Origin of the sequence: Phormidium sp. FACHB-1136 (genome assembly GCF_014697375.1) — a bacterium.
Taxonomy (GTDB): domain Bacteria; phylum Cyanobacteriota; class Cyanobacteriia; order Phormidesmidales; family Phormidesmidaceae; genus Nodosilinea.
Genome location: NZ_JACJRS010000023.1, coordinates 1 through 25,471, shown reverse-complemented (window position 1 = coordinate 25,471; position 25,471 = coordinate 1). Strand labels below are relative to the sequence as shown.

The following is a 25,471-nucleotide window of genomic DNA, read 5'->3' as shown; positions in this document are numbered from 1 at the left end:
AGCTTTGATATGTCTAAGGTTTATTTGTCAGGGGCGCTCACGGGGATTAAGGAGCCTGATCAAGTTAAAAAATTCTATGAGGATATTGGAACATTATGTAGGCATCTTCAGTTGAATCCCTACATACCTCACACTGTTTCTGATCCTATCTTCAATCAGGATCTTGACCCCAAGAGGGTATTCGAGATTGACAAGACGCAAGTAAAGCAATCAGATTTGATTATTGCTTACCTCGGCATTCCTTCCTTTGGAGTAGGCATGGAGCTAGCTTATGCTGAGTGCTACGCTATCCCAGTCATCCTTCTGTATGAGGAAGGGAAACCTATATCGCGATTTGCAAGAGGGATTCCAACTATTATTGCTGAGATTCGTTTCAAAGAACAAAGAGATGCCTTTGATGAATTGGAAATTGCACTGAAAGCATTTTCAGGAGCTATGCAGTTATAGGCCTCAGTAACTAATCTACGGACTGACGCTATACCCTTCCAGCCCAGGTTGGTGCGCCACGTTGGACGGGAGGGGGTGCCGGGGTTGCATCCGGTGATTAGCTATGGCCTCTCCTCCTACGGTTACGACATTCGTCTATCTCCGGCGGAATTTCGTATTTTTCGCCACATTCCCGGCACCGTGGTCGATCCCAAGAACTTCAGCCCCGCCAATCTCGAACCCACGGAACTCAAATCCGACGACCAGGGCGACTACTTCATCCTGCCCGCCCACTCCTACGGCCTGGGGGTGGCCCTGGAAAGAATCGCTGTCCCCGACAATATCAGTGTGATCTGTATAGGTAAGTCTACTTATGCGCGTTGCGGCATAATAGCCAATCTTACGCCCGCCGAAGCGGGCTGGCGGGGGCATCTCACCCTAGAGTTTTCCAACTCCTCCAGTGCCGACTGCCGCATCTATGCCGGGGAAGGGGTTGTCCAGCTCATCTTCTTTGAGGGCGAGCCCTGTCAGGTCAGTTACGAAACCCGACGGGGCAAATATCAAGACCAGGACGAACGGGTCACCCTGGCGAAGGTCTAACCTCACTTCACGCCATGGCATCAGCGGATTCACGGATAGGGTGGATCCGCTGTTTTGGGCAGGAAGGGTAGGTTTGCCGTCAATATCCGCCCATTATCCGTGAAACTACGCTTGTTTGTCGGGGCTCAGTTTCTATCACCTTCCCCTGGACAACATCCTTAATATCCCTTTATGGGGAGAAAACAGACCTTACAGTCCTTTTACACATTTCTACAAATCATTCAGTAGATTGGCATATAAGGGCATCTACAACGGACGTTCCGCTCTAGGCAAGCCTGTGTTTCCCTTCAGTGGATCGGCTCCGTGTTCCCATGGCCTCATCATTAGTTCGCGGTTATGGATTCTCTGGCCCATTAGTTTAGTGCCTTAACTCTTGACTTTAGGTGATTACTTTGTAGCTTCAGGTTTTTGACCTACCTACCCGTTGATCTCAGATTTTAGGTTTCAATTATGAGTCAGTCATCCTTCGCTCAATCTCTGTTTGCATCAGCCTGTGTCACTGGGGTTATTTTTTCGGCTACTGCCCTACCCTTTGCAGCGTTGAAATCGAATGTCGTTAACGTTGAAGTTCAAAACAAGCCTATCGTTACCTCAGAATTGCAGTACCTCGCGGCCCCCTACCTTGCCGTTGCTGGTGGGGTGAGCCTAGCGGTAGGTGTGGGTGTGTTTGGTCTCTTGGGCTGGCGGAATTCAGGGCAAAAACTGGCCAGCACCACCGAAGCCAAGGATGACTTGTCCAAGCGCTTGGCGGCTCACCAGTCCGAACTAGAGCGGATTAAGTTCTCCGACGCACGGCTGAAGTCCCAGGATCTCAGCCAGTTTTTGCAGGCCGATCCGGCATGGCCAACTCCTACGGTTGTTAGCGCTCCCAGTCCCAGCAGCAACATTCAAATTGTGAACGACCAACCCGTCATTCCAATTCATTATATCGAATCGCCTGCGACCAGCCCTGCCAAATTGGCCCACGCCATGAAACCCAGCGTTGTATCTGCCGTTATCTCCCCTACCATGGCGGCGGTGGAGAGCAGCCCTAGCGGATCCCCAGCGGTAGCCCATGAGCCCCTAGATAGCCTCATGAGCCAAATTCAGCAGCTTTCTCGCCAGGTTGAAGAACTCCGTAGCCATTCCTCCACGCGGATAGCGGCCTAAGCCTCTTAACCATGGCCTAGGATCATGGCCTAGCCGCAGACACTGCTCTAGCGCTCAGATCCTAGGCTAGGTCGGAGCTTTCCCACGGGGTGCGCCGAAGCTCACCCCGTGACCATCAGGGCTAATTCTTATTGTTAGGTTTATCGCATCAAGCGATCCTGCGCTATCGGTAGGTTGTCCTCCTGCAAAAATGGAGGTTCTGAAATTTGTTCTATGGCGGTATTGGTGGCATCTAAGGCAGATCGGCCCTGCCAGGGTGAGCTGGGCGGTTGGGCCTCCTCCAGGCGAGAAGCCTGAACATTGTTGGGGAGCGGCAACGGCTGGGTTGTGATCACTCGCAAATAGGGTTCCCCGTCGGGGGTGAAATGTAGAAGTTCGTTGATGGCCGCTTCGAGCCGATTAGGAATGGCAGGAGTCACCGACCGAGAAAATTCCTCCGGTTCTACGGTGACTAAGAAATCAACGGTAGGGTTCGGCTCTGCTTCCTTCGTTAGGGCGGTTTCAGGTCGCTGCCAGGGCTCCTGATAGTAGCCTTCTGCATTGGGTTCCCACAGCATTAGGGTGGCTTGCCAACGCCCCTCTTCCAGGGTAGCGGTCTTGCGATCTAAAATCCCGTAAAGCGGTGGTTGCCCCTCGACTCCATCAGCGGAGTTGAGGCGGCGCACCGCAGATACCGTCAGATTAACTTCTCCTGGTAGGGCCGCTTTACCGGAGAGTAGGAAGCGACCAGGTGCTCCTCCCTCGGCTACTTGGTCAATGGTGAGGAGGCTGCTGGGGGGGGGGGCCGCCGTGAAGCCTACGAGGCTACAGGCTGTGTTCACCATCACAACCACAGCCAACAGGACTTGAAATAGGGTTCTCTTCGGTTTCATAGAGGGTGTTTTTTCCATAGCGCATTACAGAGTCGCGAGAATCGTTACGGCAGACTGGTCATTTAAGTCATTTAGAGGTTAATCTCCTAGCAACGGCAACAGCCTGCTACGTCTTAGGCAAGGCCATCTTTGAGGTCAGCATTTTCAAGACCCCGACATACGGAGACATTAGCTATCATGCCCCCAAGAGCTATCATGCCCCCAAGCCGTAGATACTCTTACATCTTTTATCCCCACCTCACAGGATGGATTGCCCTGTGGTTGCTCGTCACCAGCGGTGTTGGTGTGGCCTATGCCGAGGAAGCGACTCCTAGCCCAGAGGGGGCAGCGATCACCGCTACCCAGGCTCACGGGGCTGAGGATCAGGCCGTCGGGGAAGCCGTTCCTAACGGGGTGCCTAACGTTGAGGGCTCGGAACACAATCAGCGACTTGGTACACAGCCCCCCGATACAGCCCTGGCCCTGGCCCCTGAGGCGGTTGTTAATTGGGCATCGGTTCCAGACCCATCGCCTCCCCCTGGTGTAGCCCCTGCCGCAGTCGTTCCCGTTGAAGTCGTTCCCGCTGAAGCTGTCCCTTGGGATACCGTCGTTAGTGGCATCGACCCTGCCCTTGTGGCCCAACATGTGCCCACGTTGTCCCAGCCGCATTCCGGCACCCCAGTGGGCTGGGATGCGTCAGTAGGGAGTGCCGCCATGGGACAGGCCAGTGCTTTACCCCATCCCCCACCCAATACCCCAGTAGGCTACCCCACCGGAGCCTTAGTTGCTATTCCGGCTAGCCCATGGCCTGCCTATCCCGTGGGTGTCCCCCAAACCAACGCACCGATCCCTTCCATGGGTGGATCTGTAGGGGGGGCACCTATCCCGTGGGCAATGACGCAGGGGGGCGGAGGCACCATGGTGCCTGGAATGCCTGGAATGCCTGGAATGGCCGTAGCACCCGGAATGCCCGGAATGCCTACGGGAGCAGGCATGTGGATGATGGTTTGGGTTCCCTACGGGGCTCCGATGGTGCCGACCCCAGGTAACATGGCCCCACCGCCTGGGTCTGTTCCTCCCGGCATGGTGGGCTATGTACCCGTGCCCTACGGGGTCATGCCGGGGATGCCTATGCCGGGGATGCCTATGCCGGGGGGCTACGGTATGCCGCCCAACCCCTACGCCTATGGTACGGCGGGGATGCCCTACGGTGTAGGCGGAGCCATGCCCCCTGGGATGGTGGTGCAGCCCTACGCTCAAGTTGAGCCACCACCGACCTCAGCGCCGCTGGCGGTTCCCTCCCTACCCAGGTTGCCCAGTTCAGGGAATCCCACGCCGTTGTTACCGCCGAGTTCCTCAATCCCCGCTGTGCCTGGGGGAGGAATGACCACCGCCCAGAGCCCTCCATTCCCAGGGGCAAGCACCGCGCCTTCGGTCACCACGCCCTTCAGCAGCCCGGATCCCTTTAACAGTCCGGCCCCGTCGCTCACTAGCCCCGCCGTGGCGGTCGCCCCACCCCTAGAGGATTTGAACCAACCGATTACCGAGACCAGCCTCAGTTTGCAGGGGCTGTATGTGCTGCAAGGGGATCAATCTTCGGCCCGTGCCCGACTGTCGGGGGATACCTTTTTAACCCCCAACCTTTTGGTGGGCGGGGCGTTAGATTTGGCGACTGGCCCAGATTTAACCAACCGCGACGGGGTACAGCTTACCGAACTCTATGTGGCGACCTCGGTGTCGGGAGCCCCCGGACTGCGCTTTCGGTTGGGGCAATTGGATATGACCTCCTACTTTGATCGCAACAGCTTCGCGAAGGATGTGGGGCGAGATTTCTTTAACGCCACCTTCCACACCAATCCAGCCCTGATTGCGGCGGCCAACGCCACGGCCTCGCACCCTGGTGGTCTGGTGCAGTGGTCGCTGAATGACAACCTGATCCTCAGCGCCTCAGCCTTTTCCTCGGCAGCGGATCTCACCAACTTTGCCCTAGACGGCTTTGCGGGGGAAGTGGGCCTACGGACAGGAGACTTGATTTTGCGCGGTAGTTTCTTAACGGGCCAGGATACAGACTTCCGGGGCACCGGGGATCGGTTGGCGGCTTACGGTCTCAACGCCGAATGGTTTTTGCCCCAGGCGAATATTGGCCTCTTTGGTCGCTACGGACGGCTGAACAGCAGCAGCGGATCCCTAGGGGAGAACTACAGTGTTGGCCTGACTGCCTTTGATGTGTTTATGGATGAGGATCGCATCGGGTTGGCCTACGGGCGCAATTTGCCCACCGCCTCGGTGGATGACCGGACGCCCGATGTGTTGGAGGTGTTCTACGACTTTGTGGCCCTGCCCAATGTACGGGTAGGCTTCACCTTCCAACAGCGCAACCAACTTCAGGAGTCCTTCGCGGGCTTCCGCATCCGCAGTGACATCGATCTACTCCCCAACCCAACCCTTCGGTGAGATATTGGTGATGACTATGACGCGACGCAGCCAAGGACAACGGAGGGCCGTATTTAGCCTAGGGCTAGCCCTGGCCTTGGCCACAGGAAGCCTAGCCCTGCCGCCCGCTTTGGGGTTGCTGGGTAGTGCTCCGGCCCTCGCCCAATCGGCGAATGTCAGCCGGGGCTATAGCCTACTCTTGGAGAACCGGGTGGGGGAGGCGGTAACGGTCTTCCAACAGGCGGTGCAGGCCAACCCCAATGATGTGGATGCGTTGGTAGGACTGGGGATTGCCTATCGGCGAGCGGGGCGCGATGCCGAAGCCCTGGCTACCTACCAGCGTGTGCTGGAACTGGATCCCAATAATCGCCTTGCCCTGAGCACCATTGGCCTGCTGGGCACCTTTCGGCCCCAGTGGCAACCCCTGGGCATTCAGGCGCTCACTCGGCTGCTTCAGCTTGACCCCGACAACCTAGAGGCTAGGGCCAGACGAGCCGAACTCTACTACTACCAAGGCTTGTTCTCCCAGTCCCTAGCCGACTATGCCCTGGTGTTGCCCAGAACCGCCGACCCCAATATTGTGGGGCCAGCGGCGGAGGCCCACACCTTTAGCGGCGACTATGCCACTGGGCTGGCCCTGTTTGATCGCTACCGGGCGGGCCGGGGCGTGATTCAGGGGGATCGGACCATTGCCTACGCCCAGGCACTACGGGAAAGTGGCCAACTCTCGGCGGCGATTCAGCTTTTGGAGCGGGAACTGGGGCCAATCACCAACCGCGAGATTACCCCTGCCCAAGCCCGTCTGCGCGGTGCCCTGGCCAGCAACTACGCCGCCAATCGCCAGTTTCAGGCCGCTTTAGACCTGGTGCAGCCCTTGCGGGGCCGAGGGGATGCCCGTCTGACCCTAGCCCGTGCCCTGAGCGCCATTGGAGACTATGGCCAGCAGCCCAGCTATAACCAGGAGGCCGCCGCCCTCTACCGCGATGTGCTCGCCACGGCCACCAATGTTACCCCCGGTATTCGCCGCGAGGCCAGCCTTGCCCTGGGGACTTTGCCCGACCAGCGCCCCCTGGCCCTGCAACTGGTGAACCAACTGGCCCAGGAGCAACCGGAGGATCGTAGTCTGACCCTTCAGCAGCAAATTCTGGCCTTCCAAACCGGGCAAATTAGCCGTAATGCCTTGGTGCAGCAGGTGCGCAATACCTTTCCCACCTTGCCCGCCGACCCGGTGCAGGTGCGATCCATGGGGCAAATCCTCAGCCGCCTAGATCCGCCACCGCCGGAGCTATTGCCCCTGTACCAAAGCCTGGTGTCGGGGGGAGCCACGGAGGCCTTTCTTCAGTTTCGCATCGCCCAAATTTTGATTCAGCAGGGGCGTTTGGCCGAGGCTCGATCCGCCCTGTCTGCCTATGCCGCCACTCCGGCAGGTAGCCGGGATGGGGAAACTACCCAACTCCTGCTGGCGGACATTGAACGGCGGGAGGGTAACCTGGCCCAAAGTCAGCAGCGCTACGAACAACTGCTCCGCACCAGCACGGCCCCGGCGATTCGGTCGGGCGCGGCCCAGGGCTTGGCGGCGGTGTATCAAACCCAGGGTCGCATCCCGGAAGCCCTCGCCCTCTATGACCAGTTGATCGCGGCCAATCCCCAGAACTTTGCCTATCCCCTGGGCCGAGCGGCCCTGGCCTACCAGGCGGGGCTGATCACCGAAGCCCAGGCCGAGGCCGTACTCAACCAAGGGCTGCAACAGTATGCCAACACCACGCCGCCCCAGGAACTGATTACCCTGGTAACCGCCCTGCCCCCCAGCGCCTCGCGGGCCGGGGTGTATCAAACCCTGCTGGCCATCGATGCGGGCAACCCCCAACTCCAACTCCGAGCCTTGCAGGTGCTGGCCGAAACCAACCCCACCCAGGCCGAAGCCCAGGCTAGTCAACTGGTGGCGGCGAATCCTGCCGTCCTCGATTGGTACTTTGTGCTGGGGGAGGTGGCCCAGCAAACCGGAAACTACGACCTCGCCCGCCAGAGCTACCTGACCGTGCTTCAGCGCCACCCCAATCACCCCGATGCCCTGCTGGCCTTGGCAGGTTTGGAGTTTCAGGTGGGCAACTTCGACCAAGCCGAACGGCTCTACCAACAGGCTCTAGCCCTAGATGGCGACAACGGCACCGCCCGCACCTCCCTAGCGGCTCTCAATGCAGCCCAGGGCAAACCCCTAGCCGCCATCGATCAACTCCAGGCATGGCAGCGGCAACAGGCCACCCAGGGCATTCGGGATCCCCAGGTGAGCCAGCAAATTCAGCAAATCCAAGAAAGTTTGCTGATGCAGCGCGGCATTCAGCCGTCCTGGGAACGCTTTTAGGGGGCGTAGTGATGTGCCATCCTTGCGTTCAGCCCTCGCCCGCATCGATTCCGTTGGTCATGCTTCATTGATAATCTCCCTGCTATGCCCCTCCCCTTTCCGAACGCCATGGTGATGTCCTTGACCGTTGCCCTCGTGGGTAGTGCGGGTTGCGTACCAACGTTAGATCCCATCGCCTTTGAGCCCCTCAGCTTTGAAGGCCTGAACCTCAGTCCTACCTTCTGGTATGGCACAGGGCAAGATTCCGCTAACCTCAGCCGTAGCGATCTGCTGGCCGAAAGCTGGCAGGTCTATCGACAGCGGTTTATTCAGTCCGATGGTCGGGTGATTGACTGGGAAGCCGGGGGCCGCACTGTCTCCGAAGGGCAAGCCTATGCCATGCTGCGGGCGGTGATGGCGGATGATCCGGAGACCTTTGATCTTACCCTGCGCTGGGCCGAGGATAACCTGCGGCGACCCAGTCAAGCCAATGATGCCGATGGGGTAGATCACCTCTGGGCTTGGAAGTGGGGGCGGGCGACGGATGGGAGTTGGCAAATTTTGGACGAAAACTTTGCCAGCGATGCCGATATTGACGCCATTACAGCCCTGATTTGGGCTGCTCGTCGCTGGCAACGACCCGATTATCTCGATCTGGCGCGGCTTAAGCTGGCGGATTTGTGGGATCAGTCCACCCTGGCCCTAGACATAGAAAATCGACCCCGCTATCTGCTGCCGGGGCCACTGGCCGCCTTTCAACCCGATGCCAACACGCTTTATCTCAACCCCTCCTACTTGGCCCCCTATGCTTTTCGGCTCTTTGCCCAGGTGGATCCCGACCGGGATTGGCTCTCCCTGGTGGACAGCAGCTATGCGGTGCTGGATCAAGTTTCGGTGCTGTCGGCCAAGGGCTTGCCGGGCGATTGGGTCCGTTTGGATATGACCACCCAGACCGTGACCGCCGTGGCGGAGGGGTCAACCCTCAGCAGCCAATACGGCTTTGATGCCCATCGGGTATGGTGGCGGATCGCCTGGGATGCAGCCTGGTTTGACGAGCCTCGGGCCACCGCCTTTCTCACAGAGAACCTATCTTTTTTGGAACAGCTTTGGCAACAGGATCAGCGGATTCCAGCCATTTTGTCCCTAGCGGGCGACCCCCTGGTGGACTACGAAGCCACCGGGCAATACGCCATGCTGTACATTGCCTTTGATCAAATCCTTCCCACCATTGCCACGGAAATGTATCAACAAAAACTCATCCCCGCCTACCGCCATGGCATTTGGGATAACGCCAATGCTTACTATGTGCAAAACCTGGCCTGGTTAGGGCTTTTTCCTCCGGAAGACCTGCCCCCAGCGCTGTTGCAAGGATCAGAATAGCCAGAATAGCCAGATTGAGTCAGACCGGAATCGCCCTATCGACCGTTGGGTTGAACCCCCTGCCCTAACTGAAACACAGGCCCGCCGGACGGGTGTATTAGGAGTAACCTATGCGTAATGAACTAGATAAACGCCCCCTAGATAAACGACGGCATCGCCCTCGATCCTTGGGGCCATGGCCTCGCCTAGGGCTTGTGGCCCTAGGGTTGGGGTGTGCCCTGCTGATTAGCCTGGGGCGGTTGGCCCCTTCCCAAGCGCAATCGGGCGGCACCGTGGAGCAGCAGGAGGATGCGGTGATTCAGCAGCATTCCCTACCCCAAACGCCCCCCCCTGCCCCGGTGGTGCGTCCGGCCCCTCGGCCCCCGGCGAATAATCGCCCTACCCCAGCCGCCCCAGTGCGGCCCGTCCCCACGGTTCCCACCCGCCCCCCTACCACCACACCTGCCCCTGGGGGCACCTCCCCCAGCCCAGCCCCAGCGGCACCGAGCGAGGCAGATCCTGAGGTTGAGAATCCCTCCCCTGAACCCACTACCCCAGCCGCCCCCCTCAGCCAGTACGTGCTTCAGTTCAACCGATCCCCCGTGGTGGGGAATGCCTTGCAAATGCAGGGGGTGCTCTCCCAAGCCCGCATTGGGTTTACGCGGCCCCGCCATTGGCAGGTGGAATCGGCGAGGGTGATTCTGCGGTTCCGGCATTCCCCCGCCCTCTACGCCAATCGGTCGAACCTGACGGTGCGGTTTAACAATCGCCACTTGGGCAGCGTGCCCCTCAACCGCGAGGAGGAGGCCATTGGCAACGTGGCCTTTAGTATTCCCCCTGACCTGATTCAGGATTTCAACAATGTGATCATGGAGGTGCAGCAGCACAATTCTCCTACCTGCTCCGATCCCACTGACCCGACCCTGTGGACGGAGATTTTGCCCGACTCCCAGGTGGTGTTGAACTATCGCCCCCAGGCCATCGCCCTCGATTTTGCCAACTATCCCTACCCCTTCCTCGACCGCCTGGGCCTCGATGCGGATCGGCTCACCTACCTACAGCCGAAAACCATCGATACCACCTGGCTAACCGCCAGCAGTCGCTACCAGGCGGTGGCCAGTCGGGCCAGCAGTGGTCGAGCGATTCAAACTCGCTTGATTAAACAACTCGACCAGGTAAACGACGGGGATCGTCTGGTGATTCTGGGCACCCCCGCCCAGCAGCCCGAACTAGCGGAATTGACCCTACCCTTTGCCGTTGAAAACAACCAGGTACTCGACGGCAATGGCAACCCCCTGCCTAACGGAGTTGGGGTGCTGATGCTCACCACCACCGCGAATGGTGCGGCCCCGGTGCTAGTGGCCACGGGCAACGATGATGCGGCGGTGCTGAAGGCGGTGCAAGCCTTGGCCCAGCCCGTTGATCAGCAACTCCTGACAGGCCAAGCCACCCTCGTGAACCAGGTGACGGATGTGGCGACGCCATCGGCGATGGATTGGCCAGGGTACCTCCCTGAAGGCGTTCGTCGGCTGCGGCTGAGCGATCTGGAAGTGGCCCCCAACCAACTGTTCCAGGATGTGACGGTGAATGGTTTGCCTGTGCCGCCCCCGGTGGAAATTCCCTTGCGGGTGTTGCCCAACGAGCAGGTGATGCGGGGAAGCCAGTTTACCCTGCGCTATAGCTATGGCCCTGGGGTGGATCCCAAGCGTTCCTCGGTGTCGATCATGCTGGATGGCGAAGGGATTGGGGGAGAACGGCTGCGATCCCGCAATGGCGGCAGCGACTCGGTGACCGTGACCATCCCGCCGGAACTGGTGACCGCCAACTCCACGCTGGCGGTACAGTTCTATACCTTCCCCGATTCCCCCACGAGCTGCGGGGTGCTGCCGGATCAACCCATGTGGGGCGCGGTTCATGGCAACAGTGTGATCGATCTGAACCGATCTAACGTCATCCAACTCACGGATCTCGATAACCTAAAAACCGGGTTTCCGTTCACCGCTCCCCAGGATTTGTCCAATTTGGCCCTAGTGTTGCCTAGTCAGCCCTCCGAAGCCGACGTGGCCACCCTGCTGGCGGTGGTGGATCGGATGGGACGCCTGAGCCGAGGGCCATCCGTGAAGCTAGGGGTCTACACCGCCGATGCCCCCGCCGATGCCTTGCAGGAGCGGAACCTGGTGGGCATTGGCCTCCGGGATGACTTCCCGATTCCAGAGCTATCCCAGGCCTCGACGAGCTTTCGGCTGGGGGAACAGTTTTCCCGCCAAGGCCAACAAAGCCAGCTTCAAACCCTGCCCGACCAAGCCGGGGTGATTCAAGCCCAGGTGTCGCCCTGGAACCCCGAACGGCTACTCCTGGGTCTCTTGGCCCAAACTCCGGCGGGCCTCACCGAGATTCAGCAGGTGTTTCAACAGGATGCCCTGTTTGCTCGGCTGAATGGGGATACGGTGATTGTGCAGCGCACCACCGCCAACCCATCGGTTTACAACCAGGCCGATTTCCAGGTGGTGAGCCTTAATCAGCAGGCTCCAGCCACCCTGGATCGGCGTAGTCCTTGGGGCCGTATCGTTACCTTTGTCCAGCGCAACTGGTTCCTCTTGCCCGGTGGCCTCGTCGTTCTGTCGCTGCTGCTGTACGGCATCTCACAACTGTATCTCAACCGCTTAAGTCGTCCGGAGGGAAGCCAATGACCCAGCCATCTACCTCAACCTCTCCCCGTTCGGGGTCTGGATTAGCCCGTTTTATTGATCGCCTGCCCCTTTGGCTAGAGTCTACCTTTGGTGGGCGGGGGCAGCGGAACCTACTGTGGCTGATGGGGGTGGCCCTCCTCCTCGCCTTGCCCCTGATGGTGACGCCGCTGACGCTAAGGCAACAGAGCTTTCTGGCGGTGTTTCTGATTGTCGTGGGCTGGTTCTTGGTCAATCTAGAACAGCGGCAGCAAAATGATCGCACCAGTGAACACATTCACCTGGTGCTGGTGTGGCTGAGTATCGTCGTAACCCTGCGCTACCTCTACTACCGCACCTTCAACACCCTCAACTTGGATGGCTGGGTGAACAGCATCTTCAGCCTGCTGCTCTATGCCGCCGAGCTCTACGCCATTGGCACCTTGATTTTGGCCTATTTCCAAACCCTCAAAATCAAGCATCGCACCTCCATCAGCATGGAGGCGGTACCCCTCGACCAATGGCCCCCTGTGGATATCTACATTCCCACCTACAACGAGGATATTGAGATCGTCCGCAAAACGGCCCTAGCTGCCCTGGTGATTGATTATCCGGCGGGCAAAAAGGGGGTGTATGTGCTGGACGATGGCCGGAAATACCCCGAACGGCGGGTCAAATTAGGGCAAATGTGCGAGGAGATCGGCTGCGAACTGGTCACCCGCGACAACAACGACCACGCCAAGGCGGGTAACATCAACAGCGCCCTCAACCGCACCCCCGGCGATTTCGTGCTGATCCTCGACTGCGACCACATTCCGACCCGCAATATTCTCAAGGAAACCATCGGATTTTTCCTCAATCCCAAGGTATCCCTCGTTCAAACCCCCCACTGGTTCTATAACCCCGACCCCTTCGAGCGCAACCTGCTCACCCAGGGGAAGGTGCCCGTGGGCAACGAGTTGTTTTACAAGGTGCTGCAAAAGGGCAACGACTTTTGGAATGCCTCCTTTTTCTGTGGATCGGCGGCGATTGTGCGCAAAAAGCACCTGCTAGAGGTGGGGGGTATTGCCGTAGAAACGGTGACCGAAGACTGCCATACCTCCCTGCGGCTGCATTCCAAGGGCTACGAAACCGTCTACTACGACAAAATTATGGTGGCTGGGCTGGCCCCAGAAAAATTCTCCTCCTACGTGGGGCAACAGGTGCGTTGGGCGCGGGGTATGGCCCAAATTCTGCGGCTGGAGTTCCCCCTGTTTAACCGCAAACTCACCATCCCCCAGCGGATTTGCTATACCTCCGCCACCACCCACTTTTTCTTTGGCTTTCCGCGCCTGATGTATGCCATTGCCCCCATCGCCTTTTTGATCTTTGGCATCAACCTAGTGCGAGGGTTGGGGATTGAAACCCTTACCTATGCCCTGCCCTCCATCTTTCTGGCCCTCAACGCCAACTACATTATCCAAAAGGGGGTACGGTTCTCCTTCTGGAACGAGATCTTTGAATATTCCATGGCCTTCCAGGATGGCATCGTCACCTTTATGGCCCTGGTGAACCCCAAGATGGGTAGCTTTAACGTTACCGATAAGGGGCTCCAAGTTACAAAACGCGACTTTGACTGGGCCTCGGTGCGCCTGCTGGTGATTATCGGCCTACTGTGCATCCTTTCGCTATTTTTGGTGCCCTACTGGCTGATTACCGAACTGCAAGACGCCGACGCCGTGTGGATTAACGCCGTGTGGTGCGTGGTCAACCTGGTGCTGCTGTCGGCGGCGATTCTGGTCGCCCTAGAACAGCCCCAACTGCGTCAGTCTCACCGCCTTAACCGTAACCTGCGCGTGACGGTGTTCTCCGGCAACAGCACCTTTAATGGCACCACCATAGACATCAGTGAAACCGGGGCACAAATTTTGCTGAACGACTGGCCTAACCTGCCCGATACGGTAGATGTGGAAATCCATGGTGATACCACCAGCCGTGTCTTCCTCCAGGGGCGCGTGCTGCGGGTAAACCCCCGTAACGACCAAGAAGTCGCCATTACGGTCAACTTTGAGGACATGACCCAGGCCCAAAAGGACGACCTCGTCCTAGTCATGTTCTCCGATGTGAACCAGTGGTACTCCCAGGTACGCAACAATGCCGACAAGCCCCTAGAGTCTATTCGCTTCCTGATGACCAGCCTCCTGCGGGCCTTCCGAGATCCCAAACCCCACGAGGCGAAGCCCGTCTATAAAACCGTCAAGGCCCATACCCAGATTTACAGCCAAGGCCACTACCTCGATGCCATGGCCTACGCCATGAACAGTCGAGCCATGCAGGTGGTGATTGCCCAGGATCATAACTTGGTGCTTCACCCCGAAATCTTTGGCATGGGGGAACCCGTCGGGCTCATGGTTCATGCTGGCGATCAGGAGGTCGTCAAACTGGTGGCCCAGTTGGATGCCATTCATCCCTCTCCCACCGCCACCACCCTCGACCTGAGCTTTCCTAAGGTGCTGGATGTGCAGCAGAGCCACCGCATTAAGGCGATCCTCCATACCCTCCAGGGCGCTGTTCTAGAGGAGGTACTCCCCTCGGAACTGATGTAGTCCCTGGGGTAGACCCCGTCGGCAGGCAGGGATCTTGGGCTATCCTCGGCGGCGCAGGACGGCGAGCAGCGTCTTGAAGTGGGTTGGGAGGGGGGCGTGGGCAACGAGGATTTCCCCCGTGGCAGGGTGGACGAGTTCGAGCCGTTCCGCATGGAGGGCTTGGCCCGGAAGGTTCACCCCCACATCGCGCCCAGATCCGTAGGTGGGATCGCCCACGAGGGGATGGCCGATAGAGGTGCTGTGGACGCGGATTTGGTGGGTGCGGCCCGTTTCCAATCGAAAGCGCATCAGGGTGTAGTTGCCCAACCGCTCTTCCACCTGCCAATGGGTGACGGCATGGCGTCCGCCCTTTTCGAGGGGCAGGATGGCGTTTTTTTTGCGATCTTGAGGATGGCGACCGAGGGGAGCATCGATGGTGCCGGAGTCGGCCTGGGGGGCACCGTAGACCACGCCCAGGTATTCTCGGCGGGCGGTTTTGGCCTTCATCTGGGCCTGGAGGTGGCTGTGGGCCAGGTCGGTTTTGGCGATCACAATCGCCCCGGTGGTGTCTTTATCCAGCCGATGCACAATGCCAGGACGCTGGACGCCGCCAATCCCCAATAACTGATCGCCACAATGGGCCAGCACCGCATTCACCAGGGTGCCGCTCATGTTGCCGGGGGCGGGATGCACCACCAACCCAGCAGGTTTGTTGATGATCATGAGGTGATTGTCTTCGTACAAAATATCAAGGGGGATGTCCTCTGGCGTGAGTTCCAGGGGCTTGACGGCGGGGATGGTCAGCCGAATTTGATCTCCCACCTGCACCACCGCTTTTTTGTTAGTACAGATCTGCCCATTCAGGGTCACATACTCCCAATCAATTAACTTTTGGATACGATTGCGGGAGATCGGCCTGACATGGGCTGTCAGCCAGCGGTCTAGGCGGGGCGGATCGGCCTGGTCTACCCTGAGATCAAGGTGCTGATCCTGGCGCTGGATCTCTGCCAGGGGTAAGGAGTCGGCATCGTCAGTAGGATGGAGATCAGCGAAATCGTCAGCAGAATCGTCAGCGAGAAGGGAACCCATCAAGGCAGTGATAGCTGGGGAACATGAATCGGCAGACATCCACTCTTCCAGTCGTTTAGTTCCAGGACTGTAGAATTTTCCTGCCCTATGGGCATCCTAACCTGTGGGGGCAGGGTTAGGGCACAGGTTATCCGGTATCCTGATAAACGTCGCTTCTACTAAATGTCACTTTAGTCGTTAACAACAGCGATGGAGCACGGAGTAGGCCACTCCAGTATCGAGGCAGAGAAATTATGAGTACAGTCTTGGTTGTGGATGACAGTTCAACCCTCCGGGAGATGATCGCCGGACTTTTGCTCAAGGCTGGGCTAACGGTGCTGGAGGCCAAAGACGGCTCAGAGGCCCAGGCCATGATCCAAGCCTCCCCACCCGATCTGGTGGTACTCGACATTGTGATGCCGAACATGAACGGCTACGAACTCTGCCGATGGATTAAAAACAACGCCACCACCCAATCCATTCCGGTGATTATTTGCTCCTCTAAGGGCGAAGAGTTTGACCGCTATTGGGGCATGAAACAGGGGGCCGATGCCTACATCACCAAGCCCTTCCGCCCCGACGACATGATCAGCACCGTGCGCCAACTCCTCCGCTAGGGCCCCAGGGCTAGATAGGTCACTATGGCTGGATCGGCTCCTGAAAATAGACCGCTGAAGGCAAAAAGCCGCCTGAGGACAGGCGGCAGCGAGACAGTTGAGGCAAAATATTCCAGCTTGGGCATGGCCGGGGTAAGCCCCTATTCGTAGTAACGGCCCTCCAGCCACACCCGCAGTTCGGCCTCGGAGGAGAACCGTTGGTTTTGCTGGGTAACGGGATCGTAGACCCGCCAGACGAGGCCATCAGGGTGCCAGCGCTTGCGAATCACCGGATCTTGACCGTTGGTCAAAAACCTCACCATGGCGTGACCAGCCTGTTGCAGCACCCGGATGAGGGAGGGACTGGGCTGGGGCCGCACGAGGGTTTCGAGCTGCCGCCGCTGTTGGTCGAGATCGTAGCTGGAATAGGGCGTGCTGTTCATCGTTCCTCCGGGGTTCATCGCTGTTATGGAAATCGGCGGCCTACATGGCAGGGTGCCCATGGTGGGGTTCCCAGTCCCCAGGGGGTAGACTGATCAGGGCATCCCCACAGGGGGGATCCAGTCAGCGGGGCAGATTGGGGAAAAGCTGGGGCTAGACCAAGCCCCGTTCACCACCGTTGCGCAGCGGATGGATGATGGGGCAATAGGTAACAACCGATACGTTTAATGTATCGGGCTACCCCAAAACCACCAACGCATAGGATAGATAGGTTCTATGCAAAAAATCGATACGATATCGTTAACCCTATCGGCTAGGGTAAAACCATCCATTCCCTGGGGGCTGTGATGAACCCTGGCAAGCTGAAACTGTCTCAACTGCGGGCGCTCGTGGCCATTGCCGACTGTGGCAACTTTAGCGAGGCCGCCCTAGAACTCGATCTCTCCCAATCCACCATTAGCCATGCCATTGCCACCCTAGAGGAGGAACTGGGGGTGACGCTGCTGCAACGGGGCCGCCATGGGGCCAGGTTAACCCCCGTGGGAGATCGCATTCTTCACCACGCCAAGAGTGTCCTGGGTTTGATAGACACCATTGCCAGCGAGGCCAACCAGGCTAGGGGGCTCCAGGGCGGACAGCTACGCATTGGCAGTTTTCGGAGTTGCGCCACCCATGTCCTGCCAGGGGTGATCGCCCGATTGCACCGTCGCTATCCCGCCATCGCGATCAGCCTGATTGAAAAGGATGAGGTTCACGAACTCAAAGACCTCCTAATCAAAGGGGAAGCCGACCTCTGCGTAGCTGAAACCATTGAGGGAGCAGAGTTTGAAAGCCTGCATATTTTTGATGATGACTATGTGGCGCTGTTGCCCCCAGGGTTTCAGATGCAAGGTAACCAGCTTAGCCTGGAGGATTTGCGATCCGTGCCGCTGATTGGATCCTCCCACAGCAGTTGCGGTCTGCGAGTGCGTCGCGTGCTGGGGGCGCAGAACCAACCCCTAGCCATCTCCTACTGTATCCGCCACGATTCTTCCATGGTGGCGATGGTGCAGCAGGGGTTAGGCATCGCCATTTTGCCCCGCCTCGCCGCCGAACCTGTGCCCCTAGAGGTGCGGATTTGTGCCTTACCGTTGCCCATTTCCCGGCCCATCGGGGCCACCATTCTCAAGGACGCCCTCCACACCCCTGCCCTCTACGCCTTTTTGGATGCCCTGCGGGAAACCGGAGAGTTTAGCCGCGCCCAAGCCGTTTAAAATGCCCCTATGCGACACCTTTACTTTCTCCTACCGGGCACCCGCAAGCGCTACGCCTGTGGTGGGCTGTTTGCCGAGATCAAAACCCTGAAACTGGCCCAGAAGCTCTGTTCTGCCGAGGTGGTGACCTACGAACAGCGGGAGCCAGAAACCCTTTTTTTGGATGACTTGCTGCAACGGCCCGACCTAGAAAACAGCATTTTTGTGATCAGTTGGGGATTCCATGTGCCCAAGTTGGCCAAACGGCTACGGGGGCAAAACCTGGTCTACCACGCCCACAGCAGCGGCTATGGCTTTTCTTTGCCAAGCGACGTGCCGATCATCACCGTCAGCCGCAATTCCCTGGGCTATTGGGGCCAGCACCACGCCAATGGGCTGCTGTTCTACCTGCCCAACCACATTGATGAATCCTTTACCAACCGCCAGGTGCCCCGCGATATTGACGTGCTGGTGCAGGTTCGGAAGTCCTCGGAATATCTACTAAATACCCTAGTTCCGGCCCTCAAACCCCATGGCAATGTGGTGTGTCTGGAGGGCTTTGTGGACGACCTCAGCGAACTGTTCAACCGCAGCAAGGTGTATCTGTATGATTCGGCGGAATATTGGGCGCTGAGCCGTGTCAGTGAAGGGTTTGGCCTGCCTCCCATGGAAGCTATGGCCTGCGGTTGTCAGGTGTTTTCCAGCGTCAACGGTGCCCTAGCAGACTATTTCGATCCCGGCTTTAACGGCCAAAAAATCGGCGTCTATTCCACCGCCTACGATGTGGAGCGTATCCTCGCCGCCCTGGCCACACCAACGCCAAAAATCATGTCTCCTGCGGATTTACAACCCTACCGAGAGGAGTCCTTAATTCCCCGGTTGGCTGTGATTTTAGCGGAACTCAACCAATTCTTCGACCATCGGGCCAACCATCCCGGTGATATTCCTGGCCTTACCCCGCCCCGCCTCACCCGCCTTTACCTGCAACGGGTGATCGCCAAAATTCGCCAAAAACTGGGTTAGTCGGCACGACGAATCGGTAGGGAGCGGGGGCCAGAAACGGCTCCAAGTCCCTCTCCCAACGAGAGAGAGATTTAGGGTGAGGGCCAACTCACAGCGAAAGAGCATGTTTTCGATGACTGAGGTTACTGCTGTAGCCGAGGGGCAGGGCTAGGCTGAGAGGGAAGCCAGGGGGCGCTTTTCTTCCTGGATGGGAGCACTCAGGGCGTCCTCTAGGGGGGCGCGGCCCAGGCGTTCTTCCAGGATATCCATCACCTCGCGGCCAAAGTCGTCGGGGTTGCGCTGCCAAGCTTCTAGGCAGACTTCCCCAAAAAATGACCCTAGGGGTTCGGGGTTCCACAGCAGCTTTTTCGACACCCAGGGTAGGTGAATATCGAGGGGGTTGTAGTCGCGCTTGAGGATGTTTTGCTCGAAGGCGTATTCTTCCAGGTGGGTGTGGGGTTGCAGGCCAATGAAGAAGATGGCGGGTTCCACCTTGTCGCGGCCAAAGACTTCCTCTAGGGCGCGGTGGTAGGCGAGGGTTTGGCGGATGGTGTCGGGCCGTTCGTCAATCACATTAAAGGAGTAGTTGACGGACACTAGGTCATTAAACCCCGCCGCTTTGAGGTCTTTGCAGTTTTGCAGCACCGTGCGCAGGTTGTAGCCCATCCGCATTTTGCGTACTAGCTCTTGGGAACCGCTGGTGATGCCGATTTCAAAGTAGTTCATGCCCGTGGCGACCATCAGGTCGGCCAGTTTGGGCGTGATGTTGTCGGCGCGGATGTAGGCGGCCCAGTGGATGTCCTCCATGCCCGCATCGAGAATTTTTTGCAGCAGTTCTTCGGCATCCTGCATAAAGCGACGAGCCGGGATGAACTGGGCATCGGTGAACCAGAAGTTGCGCACCCCTCGGTCGTAAAGCTGGCGCATTTCCGCCACCACTTCGTCGGCGGGGTTGATGCGAACCTGCTTGCCTTCTACCACGGTGTAGACGCAGTAGCAGCAGTTGTGGGGACAGCCGCGCTTGGTTTGCACCCCGATGTAAAAGTCTTTATCTTGCAGGTAATAGTCGAATTCTGGCCAAATTTGTTCGATATAGCCGTAGTTGCAGGCGGATTTTTCGATAGGCTCTGGTTCTTCGTGGATCAGGCGTTGGCGGGGTGTGGTTTCTCCGGCAATGTAGCAGCGCTGGTCGGAGAAATCTTGCCCCCGCAGCAGGCGTTCTAGCAAGGTTTCTCCTTCGCCCACGGAGATGATGGTGCCCTTGGGCAGGCGGTTGTGCAGTTGCTCGTAAAACACACTGACAGCCCCACCCCCGACCACGACCGTGACATTATCGTGGTGCCGTTTGGCCCGTTTCAATCCGCGTTTAATGAGACCCTGATTGCGCCACAGTTCCGCTAGGTAGGTCGTTGCCATACGTAACCCACCCATCGCCCCCCGTGCCTTCAGGAAGGGATTACGGGCGTAGAAAAATTCAAAGGCGTTTTGCAGTGGGTTGCCGCCTCGTCCGCCCACGGGGGCAAAAATTTGGATATCTCGCCAGGAAAAGACCAGCAGCGTGGGCCGAAACTCGTCAATGCAACGATCTAGCGCCGCCCCATAGTCCAAGGGGGGCACCGCTCCCAGGTCAAAAATTCGCTGCTCCAACGTTGGGAACAGCTTGTGAAGATGATCGGCCAGATAGACTACTCCGATAGGAAAAATCGGGTTACAGGGCAACCGGACATAAAGCACACGGGGCAGATCGGCGGATTGAGGGGTCATCATGCGCACGCGGAGAGACAGGCAGGGTGATTGAGCAGGTTAGCCTCCGGCGCAGAAGCGCTAATGCTGAGAAGGGTTCACCTATCTTTACAATAACACTGTCCATTCGAGGGGATGGCCCTAGAGCAATTCGCTTCTAGCGCTGTCGGAATAGACCGGGATCAATAGATTATCCAGAGATGATTCCGCCCCCATCGCCGTTAACCTCAGGAAGGTTGCCCCGGCCATGGTCGAGACGATTCACCTTCGGTATCTCAAGGCTTCGAGCCCACAATGATTGAGTAATCTTGGCTACACAACGGACGGCAAACTCTAAAGAAAAGATTAAATTTTGACAAAAGAGTCGGCCCTAATCCCTCCTGAGAATCGGCCATGATCGGCACCCTAGGGCCGATCAATCCATCGAAAAGATAGATAGAAACCGCGATTTATCATGGCTAAAGTTTGGTGGACACCCTCAGGGATAGATAAAGTCTCCCTAAGAAATCTTGCCTTCTGTGCTGTTTCATTACAGTTCTACAGGGGTTGGTAGTCGCCTTTACAGCCATTGGGGATCACCAAGTGTTAGGGTCTCCATAGTGATTCATGCAGTTATGCTCGCAGCATCAATGGCACAAATTCTTGATCCCATCCCATCCGATACTTCCAGGCAGGTGCTCTGTTGCTATGTCAACGCCACCAGCAAGATTCAGATCGCTCGCATTACAAACGTTCCCGATTGGTATTTTGAACGGGTGGTCTTTCCAGGCCAGCGGTTGATGTTTGAAACGGTGTCTAGGGCCATGTTGGAAATCCATACGGGCATGATGGCCAGCGCCATTTTGTCCGATACGATCCCCTGCGAACGCCTCGCCATCGACCAGGATGAACTAGGGGGTGAGGCTGACGAGTCTCCCGCTGAGACGAGCGCCGCAAAGTCGGTGGTCGTAGCGTCCTAGTCGTGTCCCAGGTGATTTCTGGATGGGCCTTCTAAGGGTTACTAGGGCTACCTTTGGGCTAGATTCTCCCTTGAATCCACCCATCGAGTTGTAACATCCCGTGCCATTGATCGCGCTGCTGAAGCAAGGTCATGCTATGCAAAAGGTAAGTTTTCCTGCGTTTGGGCTCAAACTTTGGACTTACCTTCTTTTTTATGGCTATGGCGCATTGCGGCTTGGTCGATGGGTCTCACCCTGACGGGCTATGGGCTCTTGGCCGCAACGGGGGCTTATTGGGCCTATCGTCGTCGCCAACCCGATCCACCCGCTTGGCTGCGGCTTCTGCACATCACCCTGGGCATCACCCTGGTGATCCTAGTGTTGCTGCTGCTGTCCGTCGGCATTGTGGGCACCCTGGGCGAATACGGTCGTCTGGGGCATTCCGTTCATCTACCCCTAGGTCTAGGAGTGGTGGGCCTAGTGCTGGCCTCCGCCTGGAGCGCCAGCCGCATTAGCCTAGAACGACCCTGGGCTAGGAAACTTCACCTTGCCCTGAATGGTGGCTTGGCCCTAGCCTTAGCGGGGGTGGGCCTGTCAGGTTGGCAGGTGGTGCAAAAGTATTTACCTTAGGGAAAGTACACCCCAATCATCGGTTCGCCAGCCATGGAGTCAACCCCTGTGGATTGCAATCCCTCGGAGATCACCGAGGCGGTGGGGAGTGAACTGGGCCAGGGATCAGATCGCCAGGTGTTTCCCATTGCGCCCTTCATTCGCCTGACGTTGCTGCTGTTGTATATCGCCCTGATGGGGCCACTGCCCTTCCTAGCCCAGGCCACCCAGGCTCCGGTGTCGCCCCTGTGGCTGACGGTGGGTATTGCCCTGGGTTGGATCGGGCTCTATGGTGCCCTGGGCCAACGAGTGATGGTGGATGATCAGGCCATTGAAGTCACCTATCCGGGCTGGATTCGCTGGTTGTTTCGGGGCGGCTGGCGGTTGCCCTGGGATCAGGCTCAGGCGCTCAAACCTCGATCCACGGGCCAGGGCGGCATCGTCTACTACTTCGTGGGCATCGATCCGGCGGGGGAAACCCAGCGGGCCTACCTGCTGCCGATGCGGGTGGCGGGGTTCGCTCGGTTAGTGGGGCTTGTAGAACGCTACACCGACCTCGACACCCAGGACGTGAAACCCCTAGCCCAGCCCTGGATGTACGGCCTTTTACTCCTGTTCACCCTATTTTTGCTGTGGATTGACCTGTGGACAATTTCGACGGCCCTTTCCCTAGCGAATGCCGCCCCAATGCTTTAGCCCTGTTGGCCCGAAGGGTTGGCCTGCTTGCCGGTCCTAGCCGTCTGAACCATTGCCAGCCCAGGGGCGGCGCAGGTGCAGGGGCAGGTGGCTACAGTCATTAAAGCGGTGTACAAAGGGGCCGTACTCCTGAAGTTCCACAATCGAGAGCGACGTAACGGGCATGGCGAGGCGATCCCGGTAGCGGCCCACATCCACCCCCAGCAGGGTACAGAGCATAATCCGCAGGGTGGCCTTGTGGGAGACAATCAGCACGTTGCCGCTGGGGTAGGTTTCCTCCACTTCCGACAGCACATCGGCAATGCGGCGGGCCACTTGGATCCCCTTTTCGCCCTGGGTAGGGCTGTTCCAGGCGGGGTCAGCCAGCCAGCGAATGTAGTCATCGTGGAAGGTGGTATTGACTTCGGTAGGGGCCATCCCCTCCCACTTGCCAAAGCCCAGTTCCCGCAGGCTGTCGCGGCATTCTACCTGTAGTCCGGTGGCGCGGCAAAAGGGCTGGATGGTGGTGATCGCGTGGTGGAGGGGGCTGCAAAAGACGGCCTTCCAGTCCAATGGGTAGTAGGCTTTGGCGAAGAACTCAGCCATCTGCTGCCCCCGATCCGTTAGCTCTACCCGGTCGCGACTACAGTAGCGTCCGGTGCGGCAATATTCGGTTTCGGCGTTGCGGAGCAAGTAAAGCCTCAGGGTCATGGTGGGCCGTCCTTAGGTGGAAGGAAGGGATCGCAGGGCATCGCTGAGGTGGGATCGGTCGGCGATGGTGTGAAACAGCGGCCCCCGTTTCGCCAATTCCACCACGCTGACAGCGGCCACGGGCATATCCATCCGATCCCGGTAGCGGCCCACGTCGATCCCCAGCAGGGTGCAGAGCATAATCCGAATGGTGGCCTTGTGGGAAACTACCAGGATGTGGCCTTGGTCGTGGGTGCGTTCAATTTCGTCGAGCACCTGGGCCGACCGTCGGGCAATGTCCACCGCCCGCTCGCCGCCCACCGGGGCATACCAGGCTGGATCAGTCAGCCACGCCACATATTCATCATGGTGTTCCCGATCCACCGCCGTGGGGTGCATTCCTTCCCAAATGCCGTACATCACCTCGCGCAGGCCGTCCCGCAACTGCATCTCCATGCCCACCCGCTGGCAGAGGGGTTTGGCCGTTTCCACCGCCCGCCGCAGGGGGCTCACGTAGGTCGCCGTCCAGGGCAGGGCGGCATAGGTTTCGGCAAATTCTTCGGCCATGGCGATACCCTCCGGGGTCAGTCCAGGATCATTTTCTGGCCTGCCGCAATAGCCCCCGGTGAGGCTGTAGGCCGTCTGACCATGTCGTAAAAAATAGAGAAATACGCCCATCGGTGCCCTGCCCTAACCCCAGAAGGCCCCCGCCCTCGCTGTGCTTTCTCTACTCTAACCCACCAGCGCCAGCGCCCTAGTCCAAATCTCGCCGCCCTTCTAGCGCCCTCGCCAGGGTGACTTCATCGGCATATTCCAGGTCGCCGCCCATGGGCAAGCCAAAGGCAATGCGTGTGACGCGGGTAAAGGGTTTCAGCAGTTGGCCCACGTACAGCGTCGTCGTGTCGCCCTCAATGCTGGGGCTGATGGCCATAATCACCTCTTTAATGCCCTCCCTATTCACCCGATGCACCAGGGGGCCAATGTTGAGTTGTTCCGGGCCAACGCCGTCCATGGGGGAAATCAGCCCGCCCAGGACGTGATACTTGCCCCGGTACTCGCGGGTTTTTTCAATGGCGATCACATCCCGCGAATCGGCCACCACGCACAGGGTTTGCTGATCTCGGCTGGGGGCACGGCAAATGTCGCACACCGGATCCGCCGACAGGTGAAAACACACCGAGCACTGCCCCACCTGAGATTTCGCATCCAGCAACGCCTGGGCCAAGGCTTGTACCTCCACCTGGGGCCGTTTGAGGATGTGCAACGCCAACCGCTGCGCCGACTTGGGGCCAACGCCAGGGAGTCGCTGAAGTTCTTCAATCAATCGGGCCAAGGGACGGGTGTAGATGGCGGGGCTCCTTTTGGGGGATGGAGTGATGGGGAGACGGGGGGATGGAATGTAACGAAGGTTATTGTATCGCCTGGGTGCAGTCTAGGCCGCAGGACTTGGAGGGACGAGACTTACGCATACATCGGTAGTGCATTAATCTACGGGTCAGAGAAAAAACAGCCAAAAACAGCAATCTACTGCCGTAAGGTCTCTAGGGTCGCCTGATTATTCTCTAGCCTGTAGGAAACTAGGACCACCCATACATCTAGGGCCAAAGCAACGAAAAATTCTAAATACTCGGCCAATTCAAGGTTGAAGTGCAACCCCTGCTCAAATTCGCTTGCAGCCATGGATCTAATACTAAGCCTATGAAGGAGACCTATAGCCTGCTGTGCTGCGCTGTACCGTGTTCCTGGTTGTAGTCATGACCGCGAAGGCTGACAGTGGCTCTGAGACGGAGTGTTGCACTTCAGATTTGAGTCTGCGTTGTATAACTAGGCACTAATAACTCCACATCTGAGCTCGACTTTATCCAATTAGGCAGCATGGCAAAGTAACTCGGCCCAGATGTCGAAGATAGGGCGCGGGACTTTAACGTACTCAAGGTCATCTTGCGATGTCTGAAAAAGCCGAGAGGCCCATAGATAGCGCCGGACAAAGGCCAAGGCATCAGCAAAGGTCGGGTGTTGCTTGATGTACCAGGCGGTATGAGGTAGGGGGAAGGTAAATTGGGGGTGCAGGCGCTGGGTGAGGAGCAC

22 protein-coding genes are annotated in these 25,471 nt (G+C 58.2%); 14 read left to right on the top strand and 8 right to left on the bottom strand.

Features of this window, described 5'->3' with window-relative positions:
• The first annotated feature begins 9 nt into the window (after window positions 1-9).
• From H6G62_RS09205 to H6G62_RS09195, 3 genes are all read left to right on the top strand, one after another.
• A complete protein-coding gene (locus H6G62_RS09205; protein WP_190494322.1) occupies window positions 10-447 on the top strand; it encodes a nucleoside 2-deoxyribosyltransferase in 438 nt (145 codons plus the stop codon).
• A 51-nt stretch (window positions 448-498) separates the two neighbouring features.
• Window positions 499-1,026, top strand: coding sequence for a dCTP deaminase (gene dcd / locus H6G62_RS09200; RefSeq protein ID WP_347239320.1), 528 nt, complete (start codon window positions 499-501; stop codon window positions 1,024-1,026).
• Between the two features lie 450 nt (window positions 1,027-1,476).
• A complete protein-coding gene (locus tag H6G62_RS09195; RefSeq protein ID WP_190494320.1) occupies window positions 1,477-2,175 on the top strand; it encodes a hypothetical protein in 699 nt (232 codons plus the stop codon).
• A 140-nt stretch (window positions 2,176-2,315) separates the two neighbouring features.
• Here the strand turns inward: H6G62_RS09195 and H6G62_RS09190 are convergent, their stop codons facing one another.
• Window positions 2,316-3,047 carry a hypothetical protein gene (locus H6G62_RS09190; RefSeq protein WP_190494318.1) on the bottom strand — a complete coding sequence of 244 codons (732 nt, stop codon included), beginning with the start codon at window positions 3,045-3,047 and terminating at the stop codon, window positions 2,316-2,318.
• A 195-nt stretch (window positions 3,048-3,242) separates the two neighbouring features.
• Between H6G62_RS09190 and H6G62_RS28295 the strand changes: the two genes are divergently transcribed.
• The 5 genes from H6G62_RS28295 to bcsA all read left to right on the top strand — a co-directional run bounded on the left by H6G62_RS28295 (window position 3,243) and on the right by bcsA (window position 14,410).
• Window positions 3,243-5,480, top strand: coding sequence for a carbohydrate porin (locus tag H6G62_RS28295; protein WP_190494316.1), 2,238 nt, complete (start codon window positions 3,243-3,245; stop codon window positions 5,478-5,480).
• A gap of 16 nt (window positions 5,481-5,496) precedes the next feature.
• On the top strand, window positions 5,497-7,821 hold the full coding sequence (locus H6G62_RS09180) for a tetratricopeptide repeat protein (RefSeq protein ID WP_190494314.1): 2,325 nt from the start codon (window positions 5,497-5,499) through the stop codon (window positions 7,819-7,821).
• A gap of 84 nt (window positions 7,822-7,905) precedes the next feature.
• Complete coding sequence (locus H6G62_RS09175) at window positions 7,906-9,180, top strand: glycosyl hydrolase family 8 (protein WP_199324864.1); 1,275 nt, start codon at window positions 7,906-7,908, stop codon at window positions 9,178-9,180.
• Window positions 9,181-9,290: 110 nt separating this feature from the next.
• Window positions 9,291-11,849: a cellulose biosynthesis cyclic di-GMP-binding regulatory protein BcsB gene (locus H6G62_RS09170; RefSeq protein ID WP_190494312.1), complete on the top strand. Its 2,559-nt coding sequence runs from the start codon at window positions 9,291-9,293 to the stop codon at window positions 11,847-11,849.
• Window positions 11,846-14,410, top strand: coding sequence for a UDP-forming cellulose synthase catalytic subunit (gene bcsA / locus H6G62_RS09165; RefSeq protein WP_190494311.1), 2,565 nt, complete (start codon window positions 11,846-11,848; stop codon window positions 14,408-14,410). The genes H6G62_RS09170 and bcsA overlap by 4 nt, the downstream gene beginning before the upstream one ends.
• Before the next feature lie 39 nt (window positions 14,411-14,449).
• Here the strand turns inward: bcsA and H6G62_RS09160 are convergent, their stop codons facing one another.
• Window positions 14,450-15,517, bottom strand: a complete 1,068-nt coding sequence (locus H6G62_RS09160) for an RluA family pseudouridine synthase (RefSeq protein ID WP_242051906.1) — start codon at window positions 15,515-15,517, stop codon at window positions 14,450-14,452.
• 194 nt (window positions 15,518-15,711) lie between these two features.
• Between H6G62_RS09160 and H6G62_RS09155 the strand changes: the two genes are divergently transcribed.
• On the top strand, window positions 15,712-16,074 hold the full coding sequence (locus H6G62_RS09155; protein WP_190494309.1) for a response regulator: 363 nt from the start codon (window positions 15,712-15,714) through the stop codon (window positions 16,072-16,074).
• Window positions 16,075-16,214: 140 nt separating this feature from the next.
• Here the strand turns inward: H6G62_RS09155 and H6G62_RS09150 are convergent, their stop codons facing one another.
• The gene (locus H6G62_RS09150; protein WP_190494307.1) at window positions 16,215-16,556 is read right to left on the bottom strand and encodes a hypothetical protein; all 342 of its coding nucleotides are present in this window, start codon (window positions 16,554-16,556) and stop codon (window positions 16,215-16,217) included.
• A 285-nt stretch (window positions 16,557-16,841) separates the two neighbouring features.
• On the opposite strand from H6G62_RS09150, the gene H6G62_RS09145 reads away from it, so the two are divergent.
• Complete coding sequence (locus H6G62_RS09145; protein WP_190494305.1) at window positions 16,842-17,747, top strand: LysR family transcriptional regulator; 906 nt, start codon at window positions 16,842-16,844, stop codon at window positions 17,745-17,747.
• Between the two features lie 9 nt (window positions 17,748-17,756).
• Window positions 17,757-18,749: a glycosyltransferase gene (locus tag H6G62_RS09140; RefSeq protein WP_190494303.1), complete on the top strand. Its 993-nt coding sequence runs from the start codon at window positions 17,757-17,759 to the stop codon at window positions 18,747-18,749.
• Window positions 18,750-18,896: 147 nt separating this feature from the next.
• On the opposite strand, the gene H6G62_RS09135 is transcribed toward H6G62_RS09140, so the two are convergent.
• A complete protein-coding gene (locus H6G62_RS09135; protein WP_199324863.1) occupies window positions 18,897-20,495 on the bottom strand; it encodes a photosystem II high light acclimation radical SAM protein in 1,599 nt (532 codons plus the stop codon).
• 605 nt (window positions 20,496-21,100) lie between these two features.
• Between H6G62_RS09135 and H6G62_RS09130 the strand changes: the two genes are divergently transcribed.
• The 3 genes from H6G62_RS09130 to H6G62_RS09120 all read left to right on the top strand — a co-directional run bounded on the left by H6G62_RS09130 (window position 21,101) and on the right by H6G62_RS09120 (window position 22,714).
• Window positions 21,101-21,430 carry a DUF1830 domain-containing protein gene (locus tag H6G62_RS09130; protein WP_190494301.1) on the top strand — a complete coding sequence of 110 codons (330 nt, stop codon included), beginning with the start codon at window positions 21,101-21,103 and terminating at the stop codon, window positions 21,428-21,430.
• Window positions 21,431-21,604: 174 nt separating this feature from the next.
• Complete coding sequence (locus H6G62_RS09125; RefSeq protein WP_190494299.1) at window positions 21,605-22,039, top strand: DUF4079 domain-containing protein; 435 nt, start codon at window positions 21,605-21,607, stop codon at window positions 22,037-22,039.
• 33 nt (window positions 22,040-22,072) lie between these two features.
• Entirely contained in the window at window positions 22,073-22,714 is a 642-nt protein-coding gene (locus H6G62_RS09120; RefSeq protein ID WP_199324862.1) for a hypothetical protein, read from the top strand.
• Window positions 22,715-22,750: 36 nt separating this feature from the next.
• Here H6G62_RS09120 and H6G62_RS09115 read toward each other — a convergent pair whose 3' ends face one another.
• The 4 genes from H6G62_RS09115 to H6G62_RS09100 form a co-directional block, all read right to left on the bottom strand.
• Window positions 22,751-23,404 carry a histidine phosphatase family protein gene (locus tag H6G62_RS09115; RefSeq protein ID WP_190494296.1) on the bottom strand — a complete coding sequence of 218 codons (654 nt, stop codon included), beginning with the start codon at window positions 23,402-23,404 and terminating at the stop codon, window positions 22,751-22,753.
• Window positions 23,405-23,416: 12 nt separating this feature from the next.
• Window positions 23,417-24,061 carry a histidine phosphatase family protein gene (locus H6G62_RS09110; protein ID WP_190494295.1) on the bottom strand — a complete coding sequence of 215 codons (645 nt, stop codon included), beginning with the start codon at window positions 24,059-24,061 and terminating at the stop codon, window positions 23,417-23,419.
• Between the two features lie 76 nt (window positions 24,062-24,137).
• Complete coding sequence (gene recR / locus H6G62_RS09105) at window positions 24,138-24,731, bottom strand: recombination mediator RecR (protein ID WP_190494387.1); 594 nt, start codon at window positions 24,729-24,731, stop codon at window positions 24,138-24,140.
• A 518-nt stretch (window positions 24,732-25,249) separates the two neighbouring features.
• A partial coding sequence (locus H6G62_RS09100) for a hypothetical protein (RefSeq protein ID WP_199324860.1) occupies window positions 25,250-25,471 on the bottom strand: 222 nt, incomplete at its 5' end.

Excerpts from the sequence above, each read along its gene's own strand:
- H6G62_RS09205 (WP_190494322.1), top strand. The coding sequence starts at position 10 with ATGTCTAAGGTTTATTTGTCAGGGGCGCTCACGGGGATTAAGGAGCCT.
- H6G62_RS09195 (WP_190494320.1), top strand. The coding sequence starts at position 1,477 with ATGAGTCAGTCATCCTTCGCTCAATCTCTGTTTGCATCAGCCTGTGTC.
- H6G62_RS09190 (WP_190494318.1), bottom strand. The coding sequence starts at position 3,047 with ATGAAACCGAAGAGAACCCTATTTCAAGTCCTGTTGGCTGTGGTTGTG.
- H6G62_RS28295 (WP_190494316.1), top strand. The coding sequence starts at position 3,243 with ATGCCCCCAAGCCGTAGATACTCTTACATCTTTTATCCCCACCTCACA.
- H6G62_RS09180 (WP_190494314.1), top strand. The coding sequence starts at position 5,497 with ATGACGCGACGCAGCCAAGGACAACGGAGGGCCGTATTTAGCCTAGGG.
- H6G62_RS09175 (WP_199324864.1), top strand. The coding sequence starts at position 7,906 with ATGCCCCTCCCCTTTCCGAACGCCATGGTGATGTCCTTGACCGTTGCC.
- H6G62_RS09170 (WP_190494312.1), top strand. The coding sequence starts at position 9,291 with ATGCGTAATGAACTAGATAAACGCCCCCTAGATAAACGACGGCATCGC.
- bcsA (WP_190494311.1), top strand. The coding sequence starts at position 11,846 with ATGACCCAGCCATCTACCTCAACCTCTCCCCGTTCGGGGTCTGGATTA.
- H6G62_RS09160 (WP_242051906.1), bottom strand. The coding sequence starts at position 15,517 with ATGTCTGCCGATTCATGTTCCCCAGCTATCACTGCCTTGATGGGTTCC.
- H6G62_RS09155 (WP_190494309.1), top strand. The coding sequence starts at position 15,712 with ATGAGTACAGTCTTGGTTGTGGATGACAGTTCAACCCTCCGGGAGATG.
- H6G62_RS09150 (WP_190494307.1), bottom strand. The coding sequence starts at position 16,556 with ATGGGCACCCTGCCATGTAGGCCGCCGATTTCCATAACAGCGATGAAC.
- H6G62_RS09145 (WP_190494305.1), top strand. The coding sequence starts at position 16,842 with ATGAACCCTGGCAAGCTGAAACTGTCTCAACTGCGGGCGCTCGTGGCC.
- H6G62_RS09140 (WP_190494303.1), top strand. The coding sequence starts at position 17,757 with ATGCGACACCTTTACTTTCTCCTACCGGGCACCCGCAAGCGCTACGCC.
- H6G62_RS09135 (WP_199324863.1), bottom strand. The coding sequence starts at position 20,495 with ATGATGACCCCTCAATCCGCCGATCTGCCCCGTGTGCTTTATGTCCGG.
- H6G62_RS09130 (WP_190494301.1), top strand. The coding sequence starts at position 21,101 with ATGGCACAAATTCTTGATCCCATCCCATCCGATACTTCCAGGCAGGTG.
- H6G62_RS09120 (WP_199324862.1), top strand. The coding sequence starts at position 22,073 with ATGGAGTCAACCCCTGTGGATTGCAATCCCTCGGAGATCACCGAGGCG.
- H6G62_RS09115 (WP_190494296.1), bottom strand. The coding sequence starts at position 23,404 with ATGACCCTGAGGCTTTACTTGCTCCGCAACGCCGAAACCGAATATTGC.
- H6G62_RS09110 (WP_190494295.1), bottom strand. The coding sequence starts at position 24,061 with ATGGGCGTATTTCTCTATTTTTTACGACATGGTCAGACGGCCTACAGC.